Below are 24,800 nucleotides of genomic sequence, written 5' to 3' on the forward strand. Positions count from 1 at the left end.
CGAAATCTAGGTCATCGGGGCCGGGATATCACGCGGGCTCGGCTATTGCCGTGACAATCAGCCCCTCTCCGGCCGCATAGCGCCCATGCAGCACATGCCCGCGTCGGAAACCGGGCATGTCGGAGCGGAAAGTGGCGCTGAAGCGGCGGCTGCCGGTGTCGAGCGCGATGCGCAAAGCGTCGAAACCGAACAATGTGCGGCTGATCGGGTATTGCGCCTTGTAGGCGCATTCCTTGGCCGAGAAGATCAGCTTGGCCCAATGGCCGGGGTCATCCTGCCCGGCAAGCCAGGCACGTTCGGCCGGGGAGCAAACAGTCGGAATCAGGTCGGGATCGAGGGGGGTGTCCTCTTCGAGATCGAGGCCGAGGAGCCGCAGTTCCCCTTCCCAGGCGACAGCGGCCAGGCAGGCGGTTCCGGTATGGGTGATGCTGCCCAATAGGCCCGGCGGCCAGATCGGCGCGCGGTCGGCGCCCATGGGAACCGCCATCGCAGGTGCGCCCAGTTCACGCAGGGCGAGCCGGGCGGCGGTGCGGCCCGCGGCGAACTCGCGCCGGCGCCTGTCAACCGCACCTGGGATCGCGGCCAGTTCCTCGGGATAGGCTTCATAGTCCCGTGTCGGATCGGCCGCGGCAAGGGCGGCCTGTCGGCCCAGCAGGGGCGAGGCGAGCAGCAGCGCCTCGGTCGGGCCGGGGCTGCTCATCGGACCCGTTCCTGCCGGTTGGCGCGCATCGCGCGCCGCCGCGACATGGTGTCGGCGCGCTCGGCGGTGTCCACCACCGGCTGCGCCGGTTCCGCCGGGGCCGCACCCTGCGACAGATGCGCGGCCAACCTCCGAAGCGTTGGGAAGCGGAAGATGTCGGTGATCGGCAGGGCCGGCACGTTCAACGCCGCGCGGATCTCGCGATGGGCCTGCACCGCCAGAAGGGAATGGCCACCAAGGGTAAAGAAGTTGTCCGACGGCCGGATGTCGCCCACACCCAGGATGCGCGACCAGATGGCGGCGATCTGTGCCTCGGCCCCGGTCGGCGGCTCGGAGGGTGCCGCCTGCGCGGTGCGCTGCGGCACCGGTTCGGGCAGCGCCTTGCGGTCGATCTTCTTGTTCGGCGTCAGCGGGAAGGCGTCGAGCGTCACGATATGGGCGGGCACCATCACCTCGGTCAGGCGCGCGGCCAGATGCGTGCGCAGCGCGGCATCCGACACCGGCCCGCCGGTGGTGACATAGCCCACCAGCCTTGTGTCGCCGCCCATGTCGCGGGCGATTACCACTGCGCCGGTCACGCCGGGATAGGCCGCGATGGCCGCCTCGATCTCGCCCAGTTCGATCCGCTGGCCGCGGATCTTGACCTGGTGATCGCTGCGGCCAAGGAAGTCGAGCCGCCCGTCGGCACGCCAGCGCACCAGATCGCCGGTCCGGTACATCTGCGGCGCGGCGGTCACGGTCAGCCCGGCCTCGGCCGCGAACGGGTCGCGCGGGAAACGCTCCTCGGTCAGGTCGCAGCGCTGCCAGTAGCCCCGCGTCACGCCCTCGCCGCCGATGCACAGCTCGCCCGGCACGCCGATTGGGCAGGGCTGGCCCGCGCCGTCCAGCACATAGACCGAGGTATTGGCGATCGGGGTGCCGACATTCACCGTGCCGCTGACGCCAGGACCAACCGCCTCGCAGGTGGACCAGATCGTGGTCTCGGTCGGCCCGTACATGTTCAGGATGCGGGCGCCGGTCGCCTCGCGCAGATCCTCGACCAGATCGCCGGGCAGCGCCTCGCCACCAAGCAGCAGGTGTTTCACCCGGCCAAGTGCCAGGCGCGCCTCGTCATTCAGGGCGATCATCCGCGCCATCGAGGGCGTGCATTGCATATGCGTCACCCCATGGCGCACGATCTGCGCGGCGAGCGAGAAATCATCCTCGGCCAGCGCGCTGGGCGCGCGCACCCGCTTCAGCACCTCGGCCAGGGGTTTCAGCCCTTCCAGCACCACGGCGGGGTCGATGCCATAGTCGATGAGACAGGCCACCTCGTCCACGCCGATGCGTTTGAGCTGTTCGACGCGGGCCACCGCATCGCTGATGGTGCCAAACAGCCCCGAGTCCTCGAAATAGCGGTCAAAAGCGAAATCGAGGATGGCCTCCAGCTCGTCGCCGCTGAGCACGCCCAGATCCATCTCGAACGCATTGGTCACACCCTTGGGTTTCTTGAACGCGGGGAAGGCCCAGGCATATTGCTTGATCAGCCCGGCGGCCGAGCGCAGGTAATCCTTCATCGGCTCGCGGGCGGTGCGCGCCGCCTCCTCGCGGCTGTCGGCCAGATAGGTGTGCAGCATCAGCGTCACCTTGAAATCGGCCGGGTCATGGCCCGCCTCGCGCAGGGCGGCGTGATAGATGCGGATCTTGTCGGCCACCTCGTCGATGCTCTGGCCCAGAAGGTGGGTCAGCACGTTGGCGCCGACGGAGCCTGCCTCGCGCCAGGTTTCCGGGTTGCCGGCGGTGGTGACCCAGAGCGGCAGTTCCTTCGACACCGGGCGCGGCTGGGTGACGACCGAATGCATGCTGCCGTCGGCCTTGGGGAACTCCACCGCCTCGCCGCGCCAGAGCCTGCGCAGGGTTTCGATCGTTTCGAACATCGCGGGCTTGTTGCGCGGCGGGGTGTTTTCCGGGCGCAGGATGAAATCGTCGGGCTGCCAGCCCGAGGCGATGCCAAGTGCGGCGCGCCCGCCGGTGAGATTGTCGATCACCGCCCATTCCTCGGCGATGCGGGCGGGGTGATGCAGCGGCGCCACGCAGGACCCGGCGCGCACGCTGAGGTTTTTCGTCACCGCAGCCACCGCCGCGCCGGTCACGGATGGGTTCGGATAGGGGCCGCCAAAGGCGTGGAAGTGGCGTTCCGGCGTCCAGACCGCGTTGAACCCGTGCGCATCGGCGAATTTCGCGCCTTCGAGCAGCAGTTCGTATTTCTTCGGCCCCGGCCCGTCGTCATTGCCCCAGTACATCAGGTTGAAGTCGATCGGCCGGTCGCTGACCGCGATCGGGCCTTTCGACACTTCGGCCCGGTTCTCGTCCGAGCTCAGCACCACCTTGAAACCGCGCGCGAGGGTCCAGAACAGCTCCAGCACCGAGATGTCGAAGCTGAGCGAGGTGACCGCCAGCCAGACGCCGCCATTGGCATGGTCGATGCGGTCGTCCATGCCGGTAAAGAAGTTCACCACGTTCCGGTGTTCGACCATCACCCCCTTTGGGGTGCCGGTCGAGCCCGAGGTATAGATCACATAGGCCAGATCGTCGGCGGTGGCGCCGCCGTCGACGGGTTCCGCGTGTGCCTCTGTCAGCGTGTCGAGGTCGAGCACATGGGCATCGGTCGCGGGCAGGCTGGATTTGCGCGCGCCGCTCGTCACGATCACCGCCGCGCCGCTGTCGCTGACGTAATGGGCGATGCGGTCGGCCGGATAGGCAGGGTCGAGCGGCACATAGGCGCCGCCCGCCTTCAGCACGCCAAGTGCGGCGATCAGCAATTCGGGCGAGCGGTCGAGATAGACCCCCACATGGCTGCCGGGCGCGACGCCCAGATTGCGCAGCCGGGCGGCGACACCGTTGGCACGGGCGTCGAGCGCGGCATAGGTCAGGCTCTGGCCCTCGAACACCAGCGCCGTGGCCTCGGGCGTGCGCTGAACCTGCGCCTCGAACGCCTGGTGCACGGTCAGGGTGCGGTCGTAATTGCGCGCGGTGCGGTTCCAGTCGCTCAGCATGGTCGAGCGTTCCGATGCGGGCAGGATCGGCACGTTCGCCAGACTGTCATTGTCGCCGGCGCGGGTCAGGGAATACATCGCCGTTTCCAGCCGGCGGGCGAGGAACTCGACCGCCTTGCCGTCGAGCCGGGCGCTGTCGGCGTGCAGTGTTGCCGTGCCGTTCCCGATTGATACGGTGAGGGTCGCGCCGGGCAGTGGCCCGGCACCATCAACGGCAAGCGCCACCGGCGGTACCGGGCAGCGGCCGATCCGGGGATCACGCAGGAGCAGGTCGGCGGGTGGCGCACCCTTGGTTCGCGCATCTGCCAGCATGTCGGCGACATGGCGCAGGGTATCGGTCACGGTATCGGTATCGGCGAGGCGCAGCGGTACCCAGCCCGCCAGGTAACCGCCAGCGGCCGTCTGTTCGATGGCGCCGGTGGTCAGGGCGATATCGCCGAAGCCTTCGCCGCTGCTGCGCAGGGCCCAGATCAGCACCGCGGCGGCAAGCCGGTCATCGTCGAGCCCATGCGGGACCGAGATGCGGTTGGCCGTAACCGGCTCGGCGGGGCTGGACCCTGCCAGCGGCACCGGCAGCGGGTGTAGCCCGGCCAGCCGCTTGCGCCAGTGCCGTTCGGCGGGCAGCGCCGCCGCAAGCGCGGTCTCCAGTGCCTGTGCCTCGGCCCCGGTGGGCGAGGGCAGGCGGTCGCCCGGCTTTGTCATCTGCACCAGGTCAACCGGCGTCCCGTCGAGCCTCCGAAGACCACCGAGCAGCACATCGCCTTCTCCGGTCGCCACGGTCAGGGCATCGGAAGAAACCGTCTGAACCGTGCCCGGCAACGCGCCCGAGCGGCCCTCGGACTTTGCGGTGGACACGGTCAGGACCTGCCCGCCAATTTCGATCTTGGGGCAGGTCAGCGGATTGGTGTACTCGCCGAAATCCAGCGCCCGTACCAGCGCCGTCAGCTTGGTGGCGGGTTTCGTGAAATCGAGCCGCCCGGCGGCGGCGGGCCGGTCATCGCGCGCGAAGTAACTGCGCTGGCTCAGGTCCTGCTTCCGGCGGTCAAGCCCGGTTTCCAGTTGGTCGGCGACATGGGCGAAACTGTCGAGCGCCGCGCCATAGCATTTCGAGTTCAGCGAAAACGCGGTATCGTCTTCGGCGATGTCGAACATCTGCTGCGCGAGGATATCGCCCTCGTCGATGCCACCCTCGATCAGGTGCCAGGTCACGCCATAGCGCGTCTCGCCTGCCATCAAGGCCCAGGCCGGGGTGTTCAGGCCCGCGTAGCGTGGCAGCGGCCCGTCGTGGAAGTTGACGGCGCCCTTCGCGGGCAGCGCCAGCACCGCATCCGGGATGACCGAGAGGTTGGCGATGGAGAGAAGCCAGTCGAACCCGCCCGGCGCGAATTGCTGCGCCAGATCGGCGATGCGCTGGCTGTGCGGCAGGCCCTTCCTGCGCGCCCAGGCGGCGATCTCGTCATCCTGCGAAATTACCGCGGTGATCCGGTGCCCGCGGTCGAGCAGCATCTCGCTGCATCCGATCAGCAGGGACTCGTTACCGATCACGACATGGGTCAAACTCATCTGCTGTCCTCCGGAAAAGCGGCGGCGGGCGTCGGGCTCGCAGGGGTGCGAGCCAGCGTGCGGCGTAAGGAATGGGCGATCAGGTCGGTCAGGAAACCATCCGGATCGGAACTCGGCTTGTGCCGGATCAACTGACGCAGGCGCCAGACCAGCGTACCCGCAATCAGGGCGAGGGTGGTCCAGAGCGTATAGGCCCGGCCATGGTTCTTGAGAGAATAATGCAGTCGCGAATCGAACCAGTATTGCGGCGTGCGTTTCCATTTCCGCATCCCGGTGCTGGCCGAACCGATATGGACAACGCCGACTTCGGGCAGGTACCAGGTCTCCCAGCCCGCCGCAGCGGCGCGGCGGCACAGGTCGGTTTCCTCGAAATAGAGAAAGAAGGTTTCATCGAAGCCGCCGGTGGTCTCGATCACCTCGCGCCGGACCATCAGGCTCGCGCCCGATGCCCAGTCCACCCGGGTCCGGGTCCGGGGCAGAGGCGGGGCGATGATCCTGTTCCGCAGCAGGCGCGAGATCGGGCCGGTGCGGGCGGCGGCCTCGAATTCTCCGGCCGCCGAGGGAAAGCGAAACGCGGTAAGATGCGGGGCATTGTCATCGCCGCGTACCGCGCTGGCGGCAAACCCTGCCCGCGGCGTCGCGACCAGAAAGTCGCGAAGCCCCCGGATGCAGCCGGGATCGGGCCAGGCGTCGGAGTTCAGGAGATAGTAGAAATCGGGGGCAGACCCGTCCGACAGCCCCGCCCGCATGCCGAAGTTCATGCCAGCCCCGAAGCCGCCGTTGCGACCGCTTTCGACGATGCGGAATCTGCCGCCTGCATCCCAGCCATGGGCGGCGGCCGCCTGTTTCAGCCGTTCCACCGACCCGTCGCCCGAGTCGTTGTCAACCACGATCACCTCTCCGGGCAGGTCCTGCATCTCGCGCATGGCCGCTTCGCAGGCGCGGATCGTCAGATCCGGCGTGCGATAGTTCAGGATCACCGTCAGGACGGTCGGTTCGTTCATGCCTCTACTCCGCAGCCTTGTCCAGGGGCAGGCAGGCATCCGCATCGCGCAGCCGCTTGCGCAGATGTTCGGTCAGGACCGAAACATTCGGCACCAGCACCATGCTGTCATGATCGCCGGGCACTTCGATGACCTCGATGTTCCGGGCGAATTTTCCCCAGTCGTTGTCGTCGAACACGTATTCGCGCGCGCCGCTGACCCAGTTGCCGCCCGTAACCTTCCAGCGCCGGTCCAGAGGCGGGCGGAACATCAGGAGCGGCCCGTCCCACGGGCGCGGCCGATAGCGCGCGATCGAACCGCGAAAGGCGGCTTCGATCCGGGCATTGTTGAAGGCCGCCCCGCCCGCGTCCTGCACCGGCGCGCGCCGGCGGTTCACCTCCCAGGCGAGCCGGGTACGGACCCAATCCATGAGGAAGCGCGGGCCCTGCTCGGTGAACTGGCGCAGCTTGATGATGGCGCGGTCGCGGCGGCCCAGCGCCGGGCGCACCGGCAGCGGCGTGTCCAGCATCGCCAGAAGCGCGACCTCCTCGCCGGCGGTTTCAAGCTGGCGGGCGATCTCGTAGGCGGTGATGCCGCCACCGGAAAAGCCGCCCAGCAGGTAAGGCCCGTGCGGCTGGATCTGACGCATCTCGGCGATGTAGTCGGCCGCCGCCGCCTCGATCGTATCATGCGGCGCCTCGTCGCCTACCAGCCCGCGCGCCTGAAGCCCGTACACCGAGCGGTCGCGCCCCAGCATCAGCGCCAGATGGCGCAGGTTCAGCACGTTGCCGAACATGCCCGCCACCACGAAGAAGGGCGTTTTGCCGCCCGGACCCACATCGTGCAGCGGCACAACATGGGCAAAGGCGGGAGTATCCCCGGCCGGCTCCGCGCTGTCGCCGGACAGGGCCGCCGAGCGGCCGATCCGGGCGTCGATCCTCTCGGCGATGCGGGCGACGCTGGGGGCCTCGAACAGGACGGAGATCGGGAATTCCACGCTGAACGCGCGGTTGATCTGGGCAAACAGGCGCACGGCGATCAGCGAATGGCCGCCGAGATCGAAGAAACTGTCCTGCGTGCCGACCTGGCTGACCCCCAGAAGGGTTTCGAAGAACCCCGCAAGCGTCTTTTCCGTCTCGGTCTGCGGCGCGACATATTCGATATCGAGCTGTGGCCGCTCAAAACTCTGCCCGGTCTCGGCGGGGGCCGAGATCTGCTCGGCCTCGGCAACCAGCCGGGGCAGGTCGAGCGAGGAGACAACCACCTGCGGCAGTCCGCTGTTCAGCGCCCGCTCCAGCGCGGCGGCGCCCTCTTCGGCGCGTATCCCCTGCGCGATATTGCGGTGCAGGCGCTGTTCCTCGGGCGACAGGGCCGCCGACTTGCGGACCGGTTCCAGCCCGAGCGCGGCGGCATCTGCATCGGCCCTGGCCGGATCCCCGAGGTCGATGGTGCCGGCGGTGCGCTGCATCTGGAACCCCGCGATATCGACCAGCACCCGGCCCGACGGATCGGTCAGCGTGATATCGAACGAGGCGAACCCCTCGGTCGGCGTGGTTCCGGGCGTGGGTCGCATCCAGCTGCGGATTTCGGCGGGCAGCGGGGCAAAGACGCGCAGCGACCGGTACGAGACCGGCACCCACAGGGCCCGGCCCCGGTATCCGCGCGCCAGTTCGATGGCCCAGCCGGTGGCAAGATCCAGAAGACCGGGATGCATCTGGTAGCCCTGGTCGAGGTCGCGTCGGTATTCCTCGGGCAGGGCCAGCCGGGCCAGCCCCTCGTCCTCGCCTCGCGAAGTGGCGCGCAGCACCTGCCAGCGCGGGCCGAATTTCAGATGCGCTTCCTGCGGCGAATGCAGAACCTCGCCAACCGGAGCGGTCGCCGCCTGCGGGCAGCGCGCGCCGATGGCGGCCAGGTCGAGCGTACCGGCCTGCGCGGCGGGGGCGACGACCAGCGAAGCCTGCGCGTTCTGCACGTAGCCGCCGCCCGGCAGGGCGCTGTGCACGGTGAAGGCGTAGCCATCACCCGTGGTTTCGAGCCGCACGATCACCTCGCGCGGGGCGCCGTTCACCCGCAGCGGGCGGAAGAAATAGAGATCGCGTATCTCGAACGGATGCGTCACGCCCTGCGCGCGCAGCGCTTCGGTAGCCATTTCGATATATCCGGTTCCCGGCAGCAGCGCCTCGCCCGAGGCGGTGCGGTGTTCGTTGAACACCCAGTCCTCGGCGCTCAGGCGAGAGACGAAAAACCGGTTGCCTTCCTCGTCGAACCCGGCCTCGTGCAACAGCGGCAGGCCGGTTGCAACACGTTCGGTGGCGGAATCGCTGCCCAGCCGCGTGGCGCGCGCCTCGGCGGCCATGCCGACATCGGCCCAGACGCCCCAGTTCACCGCCACGACCCGGGTCTTGGCCCCGCTGCGGCTGCTGGCAAAGGCATTCAGATATTCGTTGGCCGCGACGTAATCGACCTGGCCCGCCGGACGGCTGGCGGTCGAGGAAGAGGCGAACAGAACCATCAGTTCCAGCACGCCGTCGGGGAACAGTTCGTCCAGCACCCGGAGCCCGGTCATCTTGGGCGCCAGCACCCGGTCCAGCCCGGCCTCGGTCTTGGCCAGGATCGGCCCGTCCTCGATATGACCGGCGGCATGGATGACGCCGGTCAGCGCGCCGAACCGGTCCTGCGCGGTGTCGAGCGCCGCGCGCATCTGGCCGATGTTGCAGACATCGGCGGCAATCGCGGTGATCCGGCCCCGGTCCAGCGCCTCCAGCGCCTCCAGCGCGCGGATGCGGCGGCTGGTCTTGTCGGCGGGGCTGTGCGTGGCAAGCCAGCCGGCGCGGTCGGCGGACAGCTCCTCGCGCCCCAGCAGGATCACATTGGCGCCATGGCGCTGCATCAGGCGGCGCGCCAGCGTCAGCCCGATGCCGCCGAATCCGCCGGTGATCAGATAGGTGCCGCCGTCGCGGAAGGCAGGAGCATCCCCCTCCAGCGGCGCCGGGCGATAGCTGCGGCCGAACCGCTTGCCGTCGCGCCAGGCGGCGATTGTATTTCCGGGTTCGGCCAGCAGTTCTTCCAGCAGGCGCGGGGTCAGGTCCTCGTCCTGCTCGGGGGCGGCGCCGCGCAGCCGCGCCAGCAGCGGCGGGCGCAGGCGCGCGGGTAGTTCGATATCGACCGAGGCGCAGGTGATCCCCGGCATCTCGTGCGGCAGCACCCCCAGCGGCCCCGCGACGGTGGCCTTGGCCGGATAGGGCAGCGTCTCGCTGCGGACCTGCGCCGCGCCGGTGGTGAAGGCGGTGATATGGACCGGACCCGGCAGTTCGACCTGCCCCAAGGCCTGCGCCAGCCATGTGAGGCTGAAGAAGCCGTGTTCCATGTTGCGGTCGTGGAAACTGGAACCGGGGCGGAAGCTTTCTGCCGCGGTCACCAGCCAGAAATGCCCGATCCGGTCGGGCAGGCGGCCTTGTGCCGCCAGATCGCGCAGCATCAGGTCATAGCCCATGCGCCCCTGTTCCGGGGCCAGTTCGAACCGGGTGTCGGACTGTTTGACATAGCTGTCGCTGGCTCTGACCCGCGCCACCCAATGGCCGGCGGCCTCGAGCCGGTCGGCCGCCCTGGCGGCCAGCCCCCCGGCATCGAGAAAGATCAGCCAGTTCAGCGGCGCGGTGCCCTCCAGCTCGGTTTCGACGTCGATGTCGCATTCGGCCAGACGCGGCCGCCAGACTGGACGCCAGCCCCATTGCGCCATGTCGTCGATCCGCGACAGCACCTCGCGCGGCTCCTCGGCCCGCAGGGTACCGGGTTCGATGAAATAGCGGCTGCGCTGGAACGCATAGGTCGGCAGCGGCAGGCGGTGGCGTTTGGCCTCGCCCCAGATCTGCGGCCAGTCAGCCTCGACCCCGCAGGCCCAGAGCCGCCCGATCACACCGAAGAAATAGGCGTCGTCGGCGATCTCCTGGTCGGGGTGGCGCAGGGAACTCAGCACCTGGCCGGGTGACACGGCGGGCGACGTCTGTGCCAGCGAACTCAGCGCCTTGCCGGGGCCGACCTCCAGGAACACCCGGTCGCGCCCCTCGGACAGCGCCGCGATGCAATCGGCGAAAAGCACCGTGTTGCGCAACTGGGCCACCCAATAGTCGGGGCTGGTGGCCTGTTCTGCGGTCAGCTCTTCGCCGGTGCGGTTCGACTGGATCGGGATCTGCGGCGCACTCAGGCTGAGTCCGCGCAGGAAATCGCCGTACTCCTTCAGGATCGGCTCCAGCATTCGCGAATGCGCGGCAATATCGATCTGGATGCGCTGATACTCGACCTCGCGGGCGCTCAGCACCTCGGCCAACCGGTCCAGCGCCGCCTGCGGGCCGCTGACGGCGGTCAGGCGGGGGGCGTTGACGCTGGCGATGTCCAGATCCTCGTCGATCAGCGCCTGCACCTCATCGAGCGGCAGCGAAACCGACAGCATGCCGCCCGGCGCCACCGTGTCGAACAGCCGCCCGCGCAGCAGCACCAGGTCAATGCAATCCTCGAACCGCATCACGCCGGCCAGACAGGCGGCGGTGTTCTCGCCCATGGAATGGCCGACCAGCGCGGCGGGCCGCACCCCCCAGCTGAGCCAGAGCTGCGCCAGCGCGTATTCGACGATCATGATCAGAGGCAACTGCACCGAGGGCTGTTGCAGCCGGGCATTGGCCTCGGCCATGTCACCGTCAGGCAGCCAGATGGCGCGGATATCGTAATCGAGGCTTTTCTGCAGATGCGCCAGCCCCCGGTCCATCCATTCGGCAAAGACGGGTTCGACCTCGTAAAGGTCGCGCGCCATGCCCGCATATTGCGCCCCGCCACCGGGGAACATGAAGACCACATCGGTCCCGGCTCCCAGCGCGTCATGGGTAAATACACGGCGCGGATCGCCCTGGTCCAGCAAATCGGCGGCCTCAAGCGCGGTTTCGGCCACCAGCACGCGGCGTTTCTCGAACCCGCGGCGGCCCTCTTTCAGCGTATAGGCCACATCGGCCAGGTTGACCTCCGGGTTGGCGCGCAGCCAACCGGCCAGCGCCTTGGCATTGCCATCGAGTGCGGCGCGCGAGCGGGCCGATATGCACAGGATCTGGAACGGGAAATCGCTTTCCTCCGAGGCGGCGCGCTCTGGCGCTTCCTCAAGGATGACATGCGCGTTGGTGCCGCCGACGCCCAGGCTGTTCACCGCGCCCCGGCGCGGCCCCTTGTGCGGGGTCCAGTCGGTCAGCCGGTCGTTCACCCGGAACGGGCTGGTCTCGAAATCAATCGCCGGGTTCGGCGCCTCGTAGCCCAGCGAGGGCGGGATCTGCCTGTGATGCAGCGCCAGCGCGGTCTTGACGAAGCTCGCCACCCCGGCGGCGGTGTCCAGATGGCCGATATTGGTCTTGACCGAGCCGATCTTGCAAAAGCCGCTCTCGGCGGTCTGTTCCCGGTACGCCTGGGTCAGGGCCGATACCTCGATCGGGTCGCCCAGATAGGTGCCGGTGCCGTGGCATTCGACATAGTCGATGGTGTCGGCCGGCACATCCGCCGCCTTCAGCGCCGCGCTGACCGCCTGCGCCTGGCCGCCCACCGAGGGCGCCAGATAACCCGCCTTGTCGGCGCCGTCATTGTTGATCGCGCTGCCTTTTATGACGGCCCAGATATGGTCGCCGTCGGCCAGCGCATCCTCGAGCCGGCGCAGCGCCACCACGCCCGCGCCAGAACCGAACACGGTGCCCTGCGCCCGGTGATCGAAGGCGTGGCAATGGCCATCGGGGCTGAGGATCTCGTTTTCCTTGTAGAGATAGCCGCGCCCCTGCGGCAGTTCGATGGTGGAGCCGCCCGCCAGCGCCATGTCGCATTCGCCCTCGCGCAGCGCCTTGCAGGCGTAGTGGATGGCGACCAGCGAGGTGGAACAGGCGGTCTGGATATTGACCGAGGGTCCGTGCAGGTCGAAGACGTGACTCACGCGGGTCGACAGGAAATCCTTGTCGTTGCCGGTGTGGCGCAACAGGAACATGCCGACGTCATCGACCAGCCCCGGGTTCGAGCAGATGTTGAAGTAGAAATAGCTGCCCATGCCGCAGCCTGCATAAACCCCGATCGGCCCGGATACCGAATCCGGCGGATGACCGGCATTTTCCATCGCTTCCCAGGCGGTTTCCAGAAACTGGCGGTGTTGTGGGTCGAGGATCGCGGCTTCCTTGGGGGAAAAGCCAAAGAAATCGGCGTCGAACCGGTCGAACCCGTCCAGCGGCGCCGCCGCGCGGACATAATTGGGGTCTGCCAGCAGGTCGGGGCGCTCTCCGGCCGCGATCAGCGTCTCGTCATCAAGCCGCCGGATCGATTCGATCCCGGCCCTGAGATTGTCCCAAAACTCGGCAGCCGACGCGGCGCCGGGAACGTGCACGGACATGCCCACGATGGCGATGTCGCCTTCCTGCTTGCAAAAGTCACTCGTTCCCATGGCCTGACCAAACGATCCTGTTCGTTTACCTCAGCCCGCCTACCCGGCCACCATCTAAGCCGCCGTTTCGCCAAGCTGAAAGGCAATAATTTTAACTGTTCTTGCCGTAATTCCCTAACGCACTGTGACAATGACACGAAACCTGTTGCCTTCGGAATGTGTCCTGTTCCCGATTGCGCACAACACAGTTTTTCCAGAGAAATTGTGGCGGAAACAGGGACAATTGAAGGTGCATTCCCGTGCTTTTCGGTGAAGTTTTCGGGGCATCACGGCCCGTTTACAGGATGGTTCTCTTGTCACCTGGGGACACCGTCCCACCCAGCGCCGGGCCGCTGCCGAACATGCCGCGCCGTTTATGGCTCCAATCCGGGTACCACTGGCGTTCGATGTAACCGACAACCGCGCCGGCACAGAGCCAGGTGAACGGGGTCAGGGTTGCGTTCAGCAGCATGTCGGTCATCGTTGCCGCCAGGATCACCGCAATCGGCGCAAGGGCATCAGACACGCTTTCCGGCGGCGTTTTCCGGATATGAAGGGCCGCCATGATGATCGGGGCTGCCAGAAGGCCCATCTGTGCAATATACCCGAGCCACCCGAATGTTCCGAAAACGATGATCCATGCCCCGTCGGGGATCGAGATGATCATGCCGGTTTCCGGATCGAGCTCCAGGTTGCGGCCCCAGCCGCCCCAGCCGAACCAGGGCTTGTCATGGGCGCGGTCCAGAAGAAGCTCTTCGTTCGTGAAGCGGAATTCCAGCGATTGCGCGCGTTCGGCACTGATGCCGGCCGCTTTCTCCAGTATCGCGTCCAGCGGAATGAGCCCGAGGTTCCGCAATGCCGGGTAGGTTATCGCCAGCAGCGCAATGGCCAGCGCCAGGCGGATCACCATCTTGCGCCGAAGAAAGAGGACGACGGGTACAAGGGCCATGCCGTACATGAGCGCCGCCAGGCTCTTGCAGGCATTGAGGACCAGCGCCAGATAGAGCGTCGCCATTCCCCATTTCAGACGTTCGTTGTCCTGCGACGCGCGGGCCAGCGCCGCTGCCGAGATCAGGGCCGTCACCATGAAGAAGGCCAGCCACAGCCCATGCGGCAGGAACACAATGGGCCGGAAGCCGCCGTCGCGGATCATCTGGCTGAAATCGTGCTGGAAAAAGCCGTAGACGAAGATGTTTATGACCGGAGCGAAGTTGATTTCGAAGAGCGACGGCAGGGAATAGGCCAGCCCTGCCACTGCAAGCCCCAGAATGATCGCGCGCAGGCCGTTCTCGTCGGACAGATGTGCCCGGCCCAGGAAGAAGGGCAAGAGCACGATCACCTGCCCGATCATGATGGACAACAGGTCGCGCAGCCCGAGACCGGGAATCTGATTGGTGATGAACCGGATCGGTTCGCTGCCTGCCAGAACCTCGAAGATCAGCGGCTCGCGGTTGGTCAGCACGGTAGGCACCGCACACAGGATGAATGCGGCCACCAGCACGCGCACGGGCCTGGCCCGGGGCAACAGGGGAACAGCTTGCCGTGCAATCACGAGGCAGGCAAGGAAGGTTGCGACGGAGGCGATCGAATCCTTGTTCAGCGACGGGATCAACGGCAGGTCGAGTTCGGCCACAGGGGGCAGGATCAGATAGCCGCCCAGAATGCCCCAGATGATGGCATGTCGCACGGGAAGCCGCACGAACAGGGCCACGCAGACAAGCGGCCACAGCATCAGCATCAAATAGGCGACTGGGTTGGGCATTGGACTCCGTCTGGCTGGTTCCGGTCGCTATTCCAGGCCGATCCTATCAGACCGGGTTTGGCCTGTCGTCAGATAGAGCCCGATTTGGGCGATCCGGTGGCAGGATCGGCACGGTTTCGCAGCAAGTCTTGGCATCGCGCGCCCTTGTCCGTTAAGGAGTTGGAAAAATGGGAGAGCAGCCAGGTGGAATTCCACTTCGGATCGAACCGTATCAAGGTCAACATGGCCACGGGCGCGGAGCTGATGGCTGAAGTGCGGCGGCGGTTCCGTGCCGGCGAGGGCTTCGCGCTGGCAACGATCAATCTGGATCACCTGGTCAAACTGGCAGTCGACCCGGAATTCGCCAGCGCCTATGCGGCACAGGATCTGGTGGTGGCCGATGGCCGGCCCATCGTGGCCCTGTCGCGTCTCGCTGGCCGTCCGGTCGCGTTGCTGCCCGGTTCCGATCTGGTGTTCCCATTGGCCGAACTTGCCGCCGAAGAAGCCGTGCCAGTGGCGCTGGTGGGCTCGTCCGAGGCGGCGCTGGCTGATGCCCGCCGGGTGCTGGAGGGGCATGCGCCTGGTCTGTCGGTGGTCTGGATCCACGCGCCGCCCTATGGCTTCGACCCCCGAGGCGCGGCGGCGGCGGCGATCCTGTCGGAACTGGCGACACGGGGTGTGGGCCTGTGCTTTCTGGCGCTCGGCGCGCCCAGGCAGGAGATTCTGGCCCAGCGCGGGCGCGAACTGGCGCCCGGCGTCGGCTTTGCCTCGGTGGGGGCCGGGCTCGATTTCCTCGGCGGCCACCAGGTGCGCGCGCCGCGCTGGATGCGGCGGGTGGGGCTGGAATGGCTGTGGCGGATGCTGAGCAACCCTGTGCGGCTGGTGCCGCGCTATGCCCGCTGTGCGGCGATCCTGCCTGGACAGGTCGCCGCCGCGCGCCGGTTGCGCAGGACCGGCAGCCAGATCAAAAGCCGAACAACCCGGCCTCGGTGATCGCAAGACACACGAATTTGGCGCGGTCGGTGCAGGGGTGCCAGCCCAGCTCGGTCCGCGCCCGGCTGTTGTCAAAGGGCGTCAGATGCGCCCGTGACAGCCAGTCCGCGCGCGAGGGCCGGGTCAGCCCGCTCCGCCGCAGCAGCCGCGCCTTCAACTGGTGTTTCACCGCATCGGCGGCATACATCAGGTGGAGGTTGCCGGAACTGACCTGGACACGCGCGCCCAGCGTATCATGGATGGCGTCGAAATAGTCCCGCGCGCTCAGCAGCGGCGGGCCCACAAGGTTGAAGCTGCGCCCCTCGATCCCCTGCGTCGCGGCGCAGGCGATCAGCCCGGCGACGCAATCGCCGATCAGCACGAAGGGCAGCGGGTTGCGCCCGTTGCCCCAGAGCCGCACCGCGCCCGCCCCGTGCCAGCGCCCGATGCCCCAATGTTGCAGCGGCCCGCCCGCGCCGACCACGATGCCGGGCCGTGCGATGACCAGCGGCAGCCCGTGCTGGCGGTGCAGCGCCATCAGCCGATGTTCGCATTCCGCCTTGGACCGGGCATAGAGGTTGCGCTCTTCCATCTGATCGGGCAGGGACGTTTCGTCGTCGATCCGACCCTTGGGGTCGGACATGTCGAAACTGGCGATGGTGCCGGTATAGACCAGCCGCCGCACGCCCGCCGCCTGCGCCGCCCGGCCGATCCCCTCGGCCACGGCGACATCGTTTTTCAGGCAATCCTCCCAGCTGCTGTCGGTCGAGCGGGCGAGGTTATAGACCGTGTCGATCCCCTCCATCGCGCGGGTCAGCGCCTCGGTATCGGTCAGCGACAGCGAGACCGTTTCCACCGCGTCGGGCAGATCGGCAAATGGCCCCCGCCGCCCGCGCGAGACGACGCGCACATCGGTGCCGCGTGCCGCCAGTTCGCGGGTCAGCGCCCGGCCGATGAAGCCGGTGCCGCCGATCACCATCGCCTTTGGCGCCGGTTTGCGGGTGGCGGCGGGCAGGCTGACCACCGGCCAGTCGCAGCGGGCCAGCACATCGTCCAGCGCCGTCATCACCGCAACGGCAGAGGCACCCGACCAGCGCGGATCGGCCGCCTCGCCGCGCGCCAGCGGCCCCCAGACGCCGCGCACCAACCCGCTGAAACTCAGCGCATAGGGCGACTTGCGGTTGAGCGACGTGAGTTGCCGGGCGGCATTCACCACGCCTTGCGCCAGATGCTGACCCGACAGCGACACTTGCCGCCAGAGCGGATTGGCCACCAGGTCGGCGGTGTTCTCGGCGTCGATCACCAGCGTATCGGCGGCCAGGTCCAGCCGGGCGCGGGCCGAAGACCCGCGCACCGTCACCGAGCGGTCATCGACCGTTTCGACCAGCGACAGGGTCAATGTCAGGTCAACCGATCCGGCCCGCGCCATTATGCGCCAGCCCTGCGGGCGCGTGCCCGCTCCGGGCAGGGCGACGGGCTTGCTCAACGCCAGATGCTGGATCTCGACCGTGCCGAACAGGTCATGCGCCAGGCTCAGCAGATGCGGCCCCAGTTCCAACAGCAGGTTGCGGGTCTCGCGCAGCGGCCAGATGCCATAAGGACCCGAGCGCAGCGGCACGAAGGGATAGCACCAGCGGATCTCGGCACCCGAGACACGCCCCAGCCCGCCGCGCCGGATCTCGCGCTTCAAGCGCTCATAGCTGGGCAGGCCAAGGAAGTTGTGCCCGGGGTGGAACCGCCGGTTCGCTGCCTGCGCGGCGGCCTCGATCTCCTGCGTCTGGGCGGCGTTCAGCGCCACGGGCTTTTCCACCAGTACATGCAGGCCCGCTTTCAGGCATTGCAGCGCCAGCGGGTGATGCAGGTCGGGCGGCGTCAGGATATGAACCCCGTCGCAGACCCCGGCGGCGATCATCTCCTCGACGGTGGCAAAGGCGCGCGCGCCATGATCATTGGCCAGCCCCTCGGCCAGATCCAGATTGGGATCGCAGACGGCGCTCAACTCCACCTCGGGCGCGGCGCGCAGGGCGTCCGCATGCCAGGAGGCGATATATCCGGCGCCGATCAGGCCGATGCGAAGGGGGGTGCGGGTCATAAGCGGCTCACTGGTATTCGATGATCTTGGGGCTGCGCCGGGCCAGCCGGGTCAGCCAGTACTTGCCCATACCCAGAAGGTTGGGAAACTTGGACAGGGTCAGGAACGCGGCCTGTCTGCGCGCCTCGCCGGGCGCCATGCCTTCGGCTTGCAAGCCCCGAACGCTGCGCTGCCAGGACAGGGTATAGAGCGCGGCCACCAGCAGCGGCACGGCGGGGCCATGGGACGCACCGATCAGGGCGATCAGTGGCAGCAACAGCCCATAGGCCAGTACCCGGCGCCGCTCGACCCGGAAATGGCCGGGATGCAGCGCGCCGACCTGGGCAAAGCCGTGTCCGGCCCGCACTGCCCGCCGCCACCATTGGGCAAACCGGGTCATTGCGGCGTCGTGGCGGGTCATCTCCAGCGGCAGCCGTTCCAGCGCCCATCCCGCCTCGGCCAGCCGCAGGCAGAAATCGTCATCCTCGGCGGCAATGACGGCGGGATTGAACCCGCCCACCTGCCGGAACGCCTCGGCCCGCACCATCATGTCGCCGCCGCAGGCCACGATCGGCCCGGCGGGACGGCGCCATTCATGGTCGCAGATACGGTTGTAGAGGCTGACCTCGGGCGCGATTTCCGACCGCCAGCCGGTGACAAGACCCAGGCGATCGTCCTGCCTCAGCCGCGCCTCGCCCGCCTCCAGCCAGCCCGGAACAAGGGCGCAATCGCCGTCGATGAACTGGACGAAGGGCGCAGGATCCTTCGCCTGCGCGGCTTCGAACCCGGCATTGCGCGCCCGCGCCGCGCTGAACGGGACCGACATGTCCAGTTCCACCACCAGCGCCCCGGCGGCCCGGGCCGCCGCGACGCTGCCGTCGGTGGACCCCGAATCCACATAGATCAACCGGCGCGCCTGCCCGCGCGCGGCGCGCAGGGCGCGCGCCAGCCGGTCCCCCTCGTTTCGGCCGATCAGGACCAGATCGACGCTGCCACTCATCCGGCATCCCCGGCAAGCAGGGCTTCGAACCGGTCGCAGGAGTGTTCCCAGGTGAACTCCGATGCGCGCGCATGGCAGGCGTCGGACATCGTGCGCCAGTCTGCGGGCGGCAGGTCGAGTATCGCCCGAGCCCCCTGCACCAGACCCGACATGTCACCAACCTCGCACAACTGCCCTGTCACCCCGGGCTCGATCAGGTCGAAGGCCGCTCCGACGCGGGTTCCCACCACCGGGCAACGCGCCGCCATCGCCTCGAGCATGGGCAGACCGAAACCTTCGGAATGGCTGGGACAAAGCCAGAGATCGCAGCGGGCATAGAGCGCGGGAATTTCCGCCTGAGCGGGACGCAGGTGGAACTCGGCCCCTTCCGGCAAGGCATGCCCAGTCTTCAGCGGTTCTGCGCCGAAGACGATGATCCCCAGTTCGGGATAAAGGACGCGCAGGCGGTGCAGCGCCGCAATTGCTTCCCCGGCCCCTTTCAATGCGCCCTGGCAATAGACGAAACCCGCGACCGGCCTGGCATTACGGTCGCGCGCCGGGGTGGAAAAGCGCGCGTGGTCGATGGCATTGGGCACAACCGCCGGAGCGGGCAGGCCATAGGTCTCGGCCAGGGTTTGCGACAGCCAGCGCGACACCGCGATCTGCCGCAGCGGCAGGAAATAGGTCGCGCGCGAAATCTGCCAGGGCAGGAAGTCGAACACCTCGTGCCCCTGGACGAAATAGAAACCGCGCCCCTTTTCCGGCGGCATGGCAGCGGCGGCAAAGGCGGTTTCCCACCAGGTCGCGACAATGGCGTCGGCATCGGGGACATCGCCTGCGCCGAACTGGAAATCGCTTCGTTCGGCTTCGACCACAGGTACGCTCAGCCCCTCGAAATGCCCCGGCGGTTCGGGCGGGTTCGGTGCCCTGCCGTGCGCCAGCGCAGCCAGTTTCTGCCGCAAGCCGATGCAGGGTCTCGAGGGCGTTACGATAGTCACCTCATGACCGCGCGCATGCAGCATCTCGGCGTAGACCGCGATGACCCGCAATCCGCCCGACAGATTCGAGCGGGGGCTGAGGAACGTGATGCGCAAGCGGTCTTCTCCTTCTTGGGGTGCCGGGTCGATGACCCTCCCGTCCTATCACGCGACAGGAAAACTGCGCGCGGATTCCATCCGGTGACAGGGATTATCCCGTCCAAAGTACGGTTTTGCGACGTCTCTGTGGCACAACAGGGGCAGGGGGATGATTTTTTAATTTGACACAAAAATTAAATGAGTGGACAGTCGGAAGCGGAATTGGGAGGCCACATGTTCATCGGACTGGATCTGGGCACGTCGGGCGTGCGGGTGGTGCTGGTGCGCCCGGACGGCAATGTGCTCGACAGCGCCGAAGCCGGGCTTCTGGCGGTCCATCCGGCCCCGGGTTGGAGCGAGCAGGACCCCGCTGACTGGGTGAAGGCGGCGCGTAGGGCCATCCGGGCATTGGCGCAGCGCCATCCGCTGGCGATGGAGCGGGTCGAGGGGCTGGGCCTGTCGGGCCAGATGCATGGCGCGGTGCTTCTGGATGCCGGGGGGGCGGTGCTGCGCCCTGCGATCCTGTGGAACGACAGCCGCTGCCATGCCGAGGCGGCCGAACTCGATGCGATGCCCGAGGTTCGGGCGTTGTCCGGAAATATCGTCTTTCCCGGTTTCACCGCGCCGAAACTGGTCTGGATGGCGCGGCACGAACCGCAGGTCTTTGCCCGCATCGCCAGGGTGCTGCTGCCCAAGGATTACCTGACGTGGTGGATGACGGGCGAGTTTGGCACCGAGATGTCCGACGCCGCCGGAACCGCCTGGCTGGATGTCGGCGCGCGCGACTGGTCGGACCGGTTGTTGCAGGCGGGCGGCATGCGCCGCGACCAGATGCCGGTGTTGCGCGAGGGGACCGGGATCGTCGGCCCGATGCGCCCGGATCTGGCCGCCGAGCTGGGCCTGCCAGCGGATGTCCAGGTCGTGGCGGGCGGGGCCGACAATGCCGCCGCCGCCTGCGGCGTGGGCGCGCTGGCCGAAGGCGACGGCTTCGTCTCGCTGGGCACTTCGGGCGTGCTCTTGGCGGCGCGGAGCGGGTTTTACCCGGACCCGGCCAGCGCGGTGCATACCTTCTGCCACGCGGTGCCGGGGCGCTGGTACCAGATGGGCGTGATCCTAGCCGCGACCGACAGCCTGAACTGGCTGGCACGCATCACCGGCGCTGATGCCGCGACCCTGACCGCCGAACTGGGCGCTCTTTCTGCCCCCGGCCCGGTCCGCTTCCTGCCCTATCTTTCGGGCGAGCGGACGCCGCATAACGATGCCGCCGTGCGCGGCGCGTTTTTGGGCCTCGACATCGCCCACGACCGGCGCGATCTGACCCGCGCGGTGGTCGAAGGCGTGAGTTTCGCCCTGCGCGACAGTCTCGACGCGCTGCGCGCCACTGGCGCCGATCTGCCGTGCCTCTTGGCCATCGGCGGCGGTACTCGCTCGCGCTACTGGGTGGAACTGCTGGCCACCGTGCTGGGCCTGCCGCTCGACCTTCCGGCGCAGGGCGAATTCGGTGCCGCACTGGGCGCCGCGCGCCTCGCCATCTGCGGCGTCACCGGGGCCGATCCACTCCAGGTGATGACCCGCCCGGCAATCGCCGAAACCATCGACCCCCACGCCGACCTGGTCGATGCCTATTCTCAAGCCCATGCGGATTTCGCCGCCACTTACCCCAAGCTGAAAGCCATGCCATGACCGAGTTCTTCGTCGATATCGCCCCCGTCCGGTTCGAAGGGCCGGACAGCACCAACCCTCTGGCCTTTCGCCACTATGACCCCGACGAAATGGTCATGGGCAAGCGGATGGAGGATCATCTGCGCTTTGCGGTGGCCTATTGGCATTCCTTTGCATGGGAGGGGAACGACCCGTTTGGGGGCCAGACCTTGATCCGGCCCTGGCAGCCGCAGGACGACATGGAGCGCGCCAGGATCAAGGCCGACGCGGCCTTCGAGATGTTCGACATCCTCGGCGTGCCCTATTTCTGCTGGCACGATGCCGACATCCGCCCCGAAGGCGCCAGCTTTGCCGAGAGCCTGCGCAATTTCGAGGAAATCATCGACTATTTCCTTGCAAAAATGGAAAGCCGCAAGACCCGGCTTCTATGGGGCACCGCCAATATGTTCAGCCACCGCCGCTGGATGGCGGGCGCGTCGACCAACCCCGACCCGGACGTCTTTGCCTATGCCGCCGCGACGGTCAAAACCTGCATGGATGCCACCCACCGGATGGGCGGGCAGAACTATGTACTCTGGGGCGGGCGCGAGGGGTATGAGACGCTCCTGAACACCGACATGGGGCGCGAGCTGGACCATATGGGCCGGTTCCTGAGTATGGTCGTCGACTACAAGCACAAGATCGGGTTCAAGGGCGCGATCCTGGTCGAGCCGAAACCCCAGGAACCGTCGAAACACCAATATGATTTCGACGCCGCCACCTGTATCGGCTTCCTGCGCAAATACGGGTTGGAGGACGAGGTAAAGCTGAATCTGGAGCAGGGCCACGCGATCCTGGCCGGGCATTCCTTCGAGCACGAGATCGCGGTGGCGGCAGCCGAGGGCATGCTGGGTTCGATCGACATGAACCGCAACGATTACCAGTCGGGCTGGGACACCGACCAGTTCCCCAACAACGTGCCCGAGGTGGCGCTATGCTATTACCACATCCTGCGGGCGGGCGGCTTCACCACCGGCGGTACCAATTTCGACGCCAAGCTCAGGCGGCAATCGCTGGACGCGAGTGACCTGATCGCCGCCCATGTCGGCGGCATGGACATCTGCGCCCGGGGACTGAAAGCCGCCGCCGCGATGATCGAGGATGGCGGGCTGGAGGCGGCGCTGCGCGAACGCTACGCGGGTTGGGACAGCGCCCATGGGCAGGGCATCCTGGAGAGCGATCTGGACAGTCTCTTCGCCCGCGTCGTGGCGGGCGAGATCGACCCGCACCCCCGCTCGGGCCGGCAGGAGATGCTGGAAAACCACGTGAACCGCTTTGTCTGACAGGGGCGATATCCGGCGGAATGTGCTGGAGGACGGCGACGTTGCGGTCGCGATCCTGAACCGGGGCTGCATCACGCAGGACTGGCAGGTGCCCTTGCGCAGTGCCCGCGTGCCGGTGGTGCTGGGTTATGCCGACCCGGCCGATTACGCCCATAATCCCAACAGCTTGGGCATCATCGCGGGCCGGGTGGCGAACCGCATCTCGGGCGCGGGGTTCACGCTGGATGGGGTGCGCTACGCCTTGCCCGCCAACGAGGCCCCGAACCACATCCACGGCGGGCCCGAGGGCCTGCATGCGCGCCTGTGGGACATGCAGCCCGATGGCGCCCGCGCGGTACGGCTGTCGCTGGTGTCCGGGCATGGCGAGGGCGGCTATCCCGGACGGCTCGACCTGGTCGTGATGATCAGCCTGAAAGGCGATGCCCTGACCTATGACATGCGCGCGACCAGCGATCGGCCGACTCTGCTGAACCTTGCGCAGCATTCCTATTACTCTCTTGGAGCAGAAAGTTGCCGCGATTTCCACGTGACCCTGCCCGCCAGCCGATACACCGTGAACGATGGGGCCAGGATCCCGACGGGCGAAATTTCCGCGGTCGCAGGCCAAACTTTCGATTTCCGGGCCGGACGGAGCATTGCCGAAGCCGATCCGGACGGGCAGGGGCTTGACATGAATTTCGTGCTCGACCGGGGGCAGGCGCGGGTGGCGGGCAACGGGCTCGTGCTCGAGATCGAGACCGACCAGCCCTGCCTGCAACTCTATACCGGCCAATACCTGACCGCCGAACACGCCCCGCTGCCGGGTCAGCGCCATGCGGCTTTTGCCGGGATCTGCCTGGAGCCGCAAGCCTATCCCAACGCGGTGAACACGCCGGGCTTTCCCATCCCGCTGGTGACACCGGACCGACCCTATCACCAGCGCACGACAGTGCGCATTTACCAGGAGGACGCGGCATGAGGCGGCTGCTCACGCTGCTGACCATCGCGGCCAGCCCGCTGCTGGCCGATCCGCTGCCGCGCGCCGATGCGGTATTCGCGGACCCCGACATGGCGGCGGTGCGGCTGGGGCAATTGCTGTTCTACGACCCGATCCTGAGCGGCAACAAGACCGTGGCCTGCGCCAGCTGCCACCATCCCCGCTTCGGCACCTCGGACGGCGTGTCGCTGGGCCTGGGCGACGGGGCCTTGGGGATCGGCCCCGATATGCGCCTCGACCCGGAAAACCCGCCCGAACAGCGCATCCCGCGCAATGCGCCGGCGCTGTTCAACCTGGGCGCGGCGGAGTTCACACATTTCTTCCACGACGGCCGGCTGGAGCGCGACCCCTCGCGCCCCTCGGGCATCCGCACGCCGCTGGGGGCCGACATGGAGCAGGGCTTCGCCTCGGCGCTGGCGGCGCAGGCGATGTTCCCGGTGCTGTCGGGCGACGAGATGGCCGGGCATTACTCGGAAAACGACGTGGCGCAGGCGGTGCGCCGTGGGATGCTGACCGGTCCGGGCGGGGCCTGGGCGATCCTGGCCGCGCGGGTCGAGGCGATCCCCGAATACCGCAGCGCCTTCGACACGGTGATCGGCGACCGCCCGGTGACATTTGCCGATATCGCCAATGTGATCGCCGATTTCATGGTGTTCGAATGGCGCGCGGATGACAGCCCGTTCGATCGCTACCTGCGCGGGCAGGGGGATCTGCCCGACGCGGCCATGGCTGGGATGGAGTTGTTCTACGGCAAGGCGAGGTGCTCTGCCTGCCATGCGGGCCAGTTCCAGACCGATCACGGGTTTCACGCCATCGCCATGCCGCAGATCGGGCCGGGCAAGGCGGCGCGGTTCGAGCGGCACCACCGCGATATCGGGCGGATGCGGGTGACCGGCGACCCGGCGGACGCCTATGCGTTCCGCACGCCCTCCCTGCGCAATGTGACCGTGACCGCGCCCTACGGGCACAGCGGCGCCTACGCCAGCCTGCGGGCGGTGGTCGAGCATCACCTGGACCCGGTCGCAAGCCTCGGGCGCTACGATATCTCCGCGGCGGTGCTGCCTGGACCCGCCTTTGCCAGCGATCGGGCGGTTCCGGACGACAGGGCCGAGGTCGCGGCGATCGCCAAGGCGAACCGGCTGGTGCCAGTCCGACTGGACGCCGGCGAAGTCGATGCCATTCTCGCCTTTCTCAATACGCTGACCGACCCCAAGGCGGTATCCGGGCGACTTGGCATCCCGGTCAGCGTCCCGAGCGGCCTGACCGTGCCGCGATAGATTTTTCGAC

13 protein-coding genes are annotated in these 24,800 nt (G+C 67.6%); 5 read left to right on the forward strand and 8 right to left on the reverse strand.

Annotated features, from left to right (window positions below):
• Positions 1-28 precede the first annotated feature (28 nt).
• From BLT75_RS10190 to BLT75_RS10210, 5 genes are all read right to left on the reverse strand, one after another.
• On the reverse strand, positions 29-700 hold the full coding sequence (locus BLT75_RS10190) for a 4'-phosphopantetheinyl transferase family protein (protein WP_093030617.1): 672 nt from the start codon (positions 698-700) through the stop codon (positions 29-31).
• Positions 697-5,298 (reverse strand): MupA/Atu3671 family FMN-dependent luciferase-like monooxygenase, encoded by a 4,602-nt coding sequence (locus BLT75_RS10195; RefSeq protein ID WP_093030619.1) that lies wholly within the window; start codon positions 5,296-5,298, stop codon positions 697-699. The genes BLT75_RS10190 and BLT75_RS10195 overlap by 4 nt, the downstream gene beginning before the upstream one ends.
• A complete protein-coding gene (locus BLT75_RS10200) occupies positions 5,295-6,302 on the reverse strand; it encodes a glycosyltransferase family 2 protein (protein WP_093030622.1) in 1,008 nt (335 codons plus the stop codon). Before BLT75_RS10200 ends, BLT75_RS10195 begins: the two co-directional genes overlap by 4 nt.
• 4 nt (positions 6,303-6,306) lie before the next feature.
• Positions 6,307-12,735, reverse strand: a complete 6,429-nt coding sequence (locus tag BLT75_RS10205; RefSeq protein WP_093030625.1) for a type I polyketide synthase — start codon at positions 12,733-12,735, stop codon at positions 6,307-6,309.
• Positions 12,736-13,012: 277 nt separating this feature from the next.
• A complete protein-coding gene (locus BLT75_RS10210) occupies positions 13,013-14,476 on the reverse strand; it encodes a hypothetical protein (protein ID WP_176827921.1) in 1,464 nt (487 codons plus the stop codon).
• Between the two features lie 183 nt (positions 14,477-14,659).
• Between BLT75_RS10210 and BLT75_RS10215 the strand changes: the two genes are divergently transcribed.
• Positions 14,660-15,448: a WecB/TagA/CpsF family glycosyltransferase gene (locus BLT75_RS10215; protein ID WP_425441132.1), complete on the forward strand. Its 789-nt coding sequence runs from the start codon at positions 14,660-14,662 to the stop codon at positions 15,446-15,448.
• Here BLT75_RS10215 and BLT75_RS10220 read toward each other — a convergent pair.
• Genes BLT75_RS10220 through BLT75_RS24815 form a run of 3 tightly spaced genes read right to left on the reverse strand, consistent with a single transcriptional unit; the run spans position 15,420 to position 19,571 of the window.
• Positions 15,420-17,519 carry an NAD-dependent epimerase/dehydratase family protein gene (locus BLT75_RS10220; protein WP_093030627.1) on the reverse strand — a complete coding sequence of 700 codons (2,100 nt, stop codon included), beginning with the start codon at positions 17,517-17,519 and terminating at the stop codon, positions 15,420-15,422. The two genes, BLT75_RS10215 and BLT75_RS10220, sit on opposite strands and share 29 nt — an antisense overlap.
• A gap of 7 nt (positions 17,520-17,526) precedes the next feature.
• A complete protein-coding gene (locus BLT75_RS10225; RefSeq protein ID WP_093030630.1) occupies positions 17,527-18,498 on the reverse strand; it encodes a glycosyltransferase family 2 protein in 972 nt (323 codons plus the stop codon).
• Positions 18,495-19,571, reverse strand: coding sequence for a glycosyltransferase family 4 protein (locus BLT75_RS24815; RefSeq protein ID WP_093030633.1), 1,077 nt, complete (start codon positions 19,569-19,571; stop codon positions 18,495-18,497). Before BLT75_RS24815 ends, BLT75_RS10225 begins: the two co-directional genes overlap by 4 nt.
• Before the next feature lie 216 nt (positions 19,572-19,787).
• On the opposite strand from BLT75_RS24815, the gene xylB reads away from it, so the two are divergent.
• From xylB to BLT75_RS10250, 4 genes are read left to right on the forward strand one after another with little or no spacing between them, the layout of a single operon-like run.
• Entirely contained in the window at positions 19,788-21,236 is a 1,449-nt protein-coding gene (gene xylB, locus BLT75_RS10235) for a xylulokinase (protein WP_093030636.1), read from the forward strand.
• Positions 21,233-22,537, forward strand: a complete 1,305-nt coding sequence (gene xylA / locus BLT75_RS10240; RefSeq protein WP_093030639.1) for a xylose isomerase — start codon at positions 21,233-21,235, stop codon at positions 22,535-22,537. Before xylB ends, xylA begins: the two co-directional genes overlap by 4 nt.
• Entirely contained in the window at positions 22,530-23,495 is a 966-nt protein-coding gene (locus BLT75_RS10245) for an aldose epimerase family protein (protein WP_093030642.1), read from the forward strand. Before xylA ends, BLT75_RS10245 begins: the two co-directional genes overlap by 8 nt.
• On the forward strand, positions 23,492-24,790 hold the full coding sequence (locus BLT75_RS10250; protein ID WP_093030645.1) for a cytochrome-c peroxidase: 1,299 nt from the start codon (positions 23,492-23,494) through the stop codon (positions 24,788-24,790). The genes BLT75_RS10245 and BLT75_RS10250 overlap by 4 nt, the downstream gene beginning before the upstream one ends.
• Positions 24,791-24,800: the final 10 nt, after the last annotated feature.

It is taken from the genome of Ruegeria marina (genome assembly GCF_900101475.1).
Lineage (GTDB): Bacteria > Pseudomonadota > Alphaproteobacteria > Rhodobacterales > Rhodobacteraceae > Ruegeria_B > Ruegeria_B marina.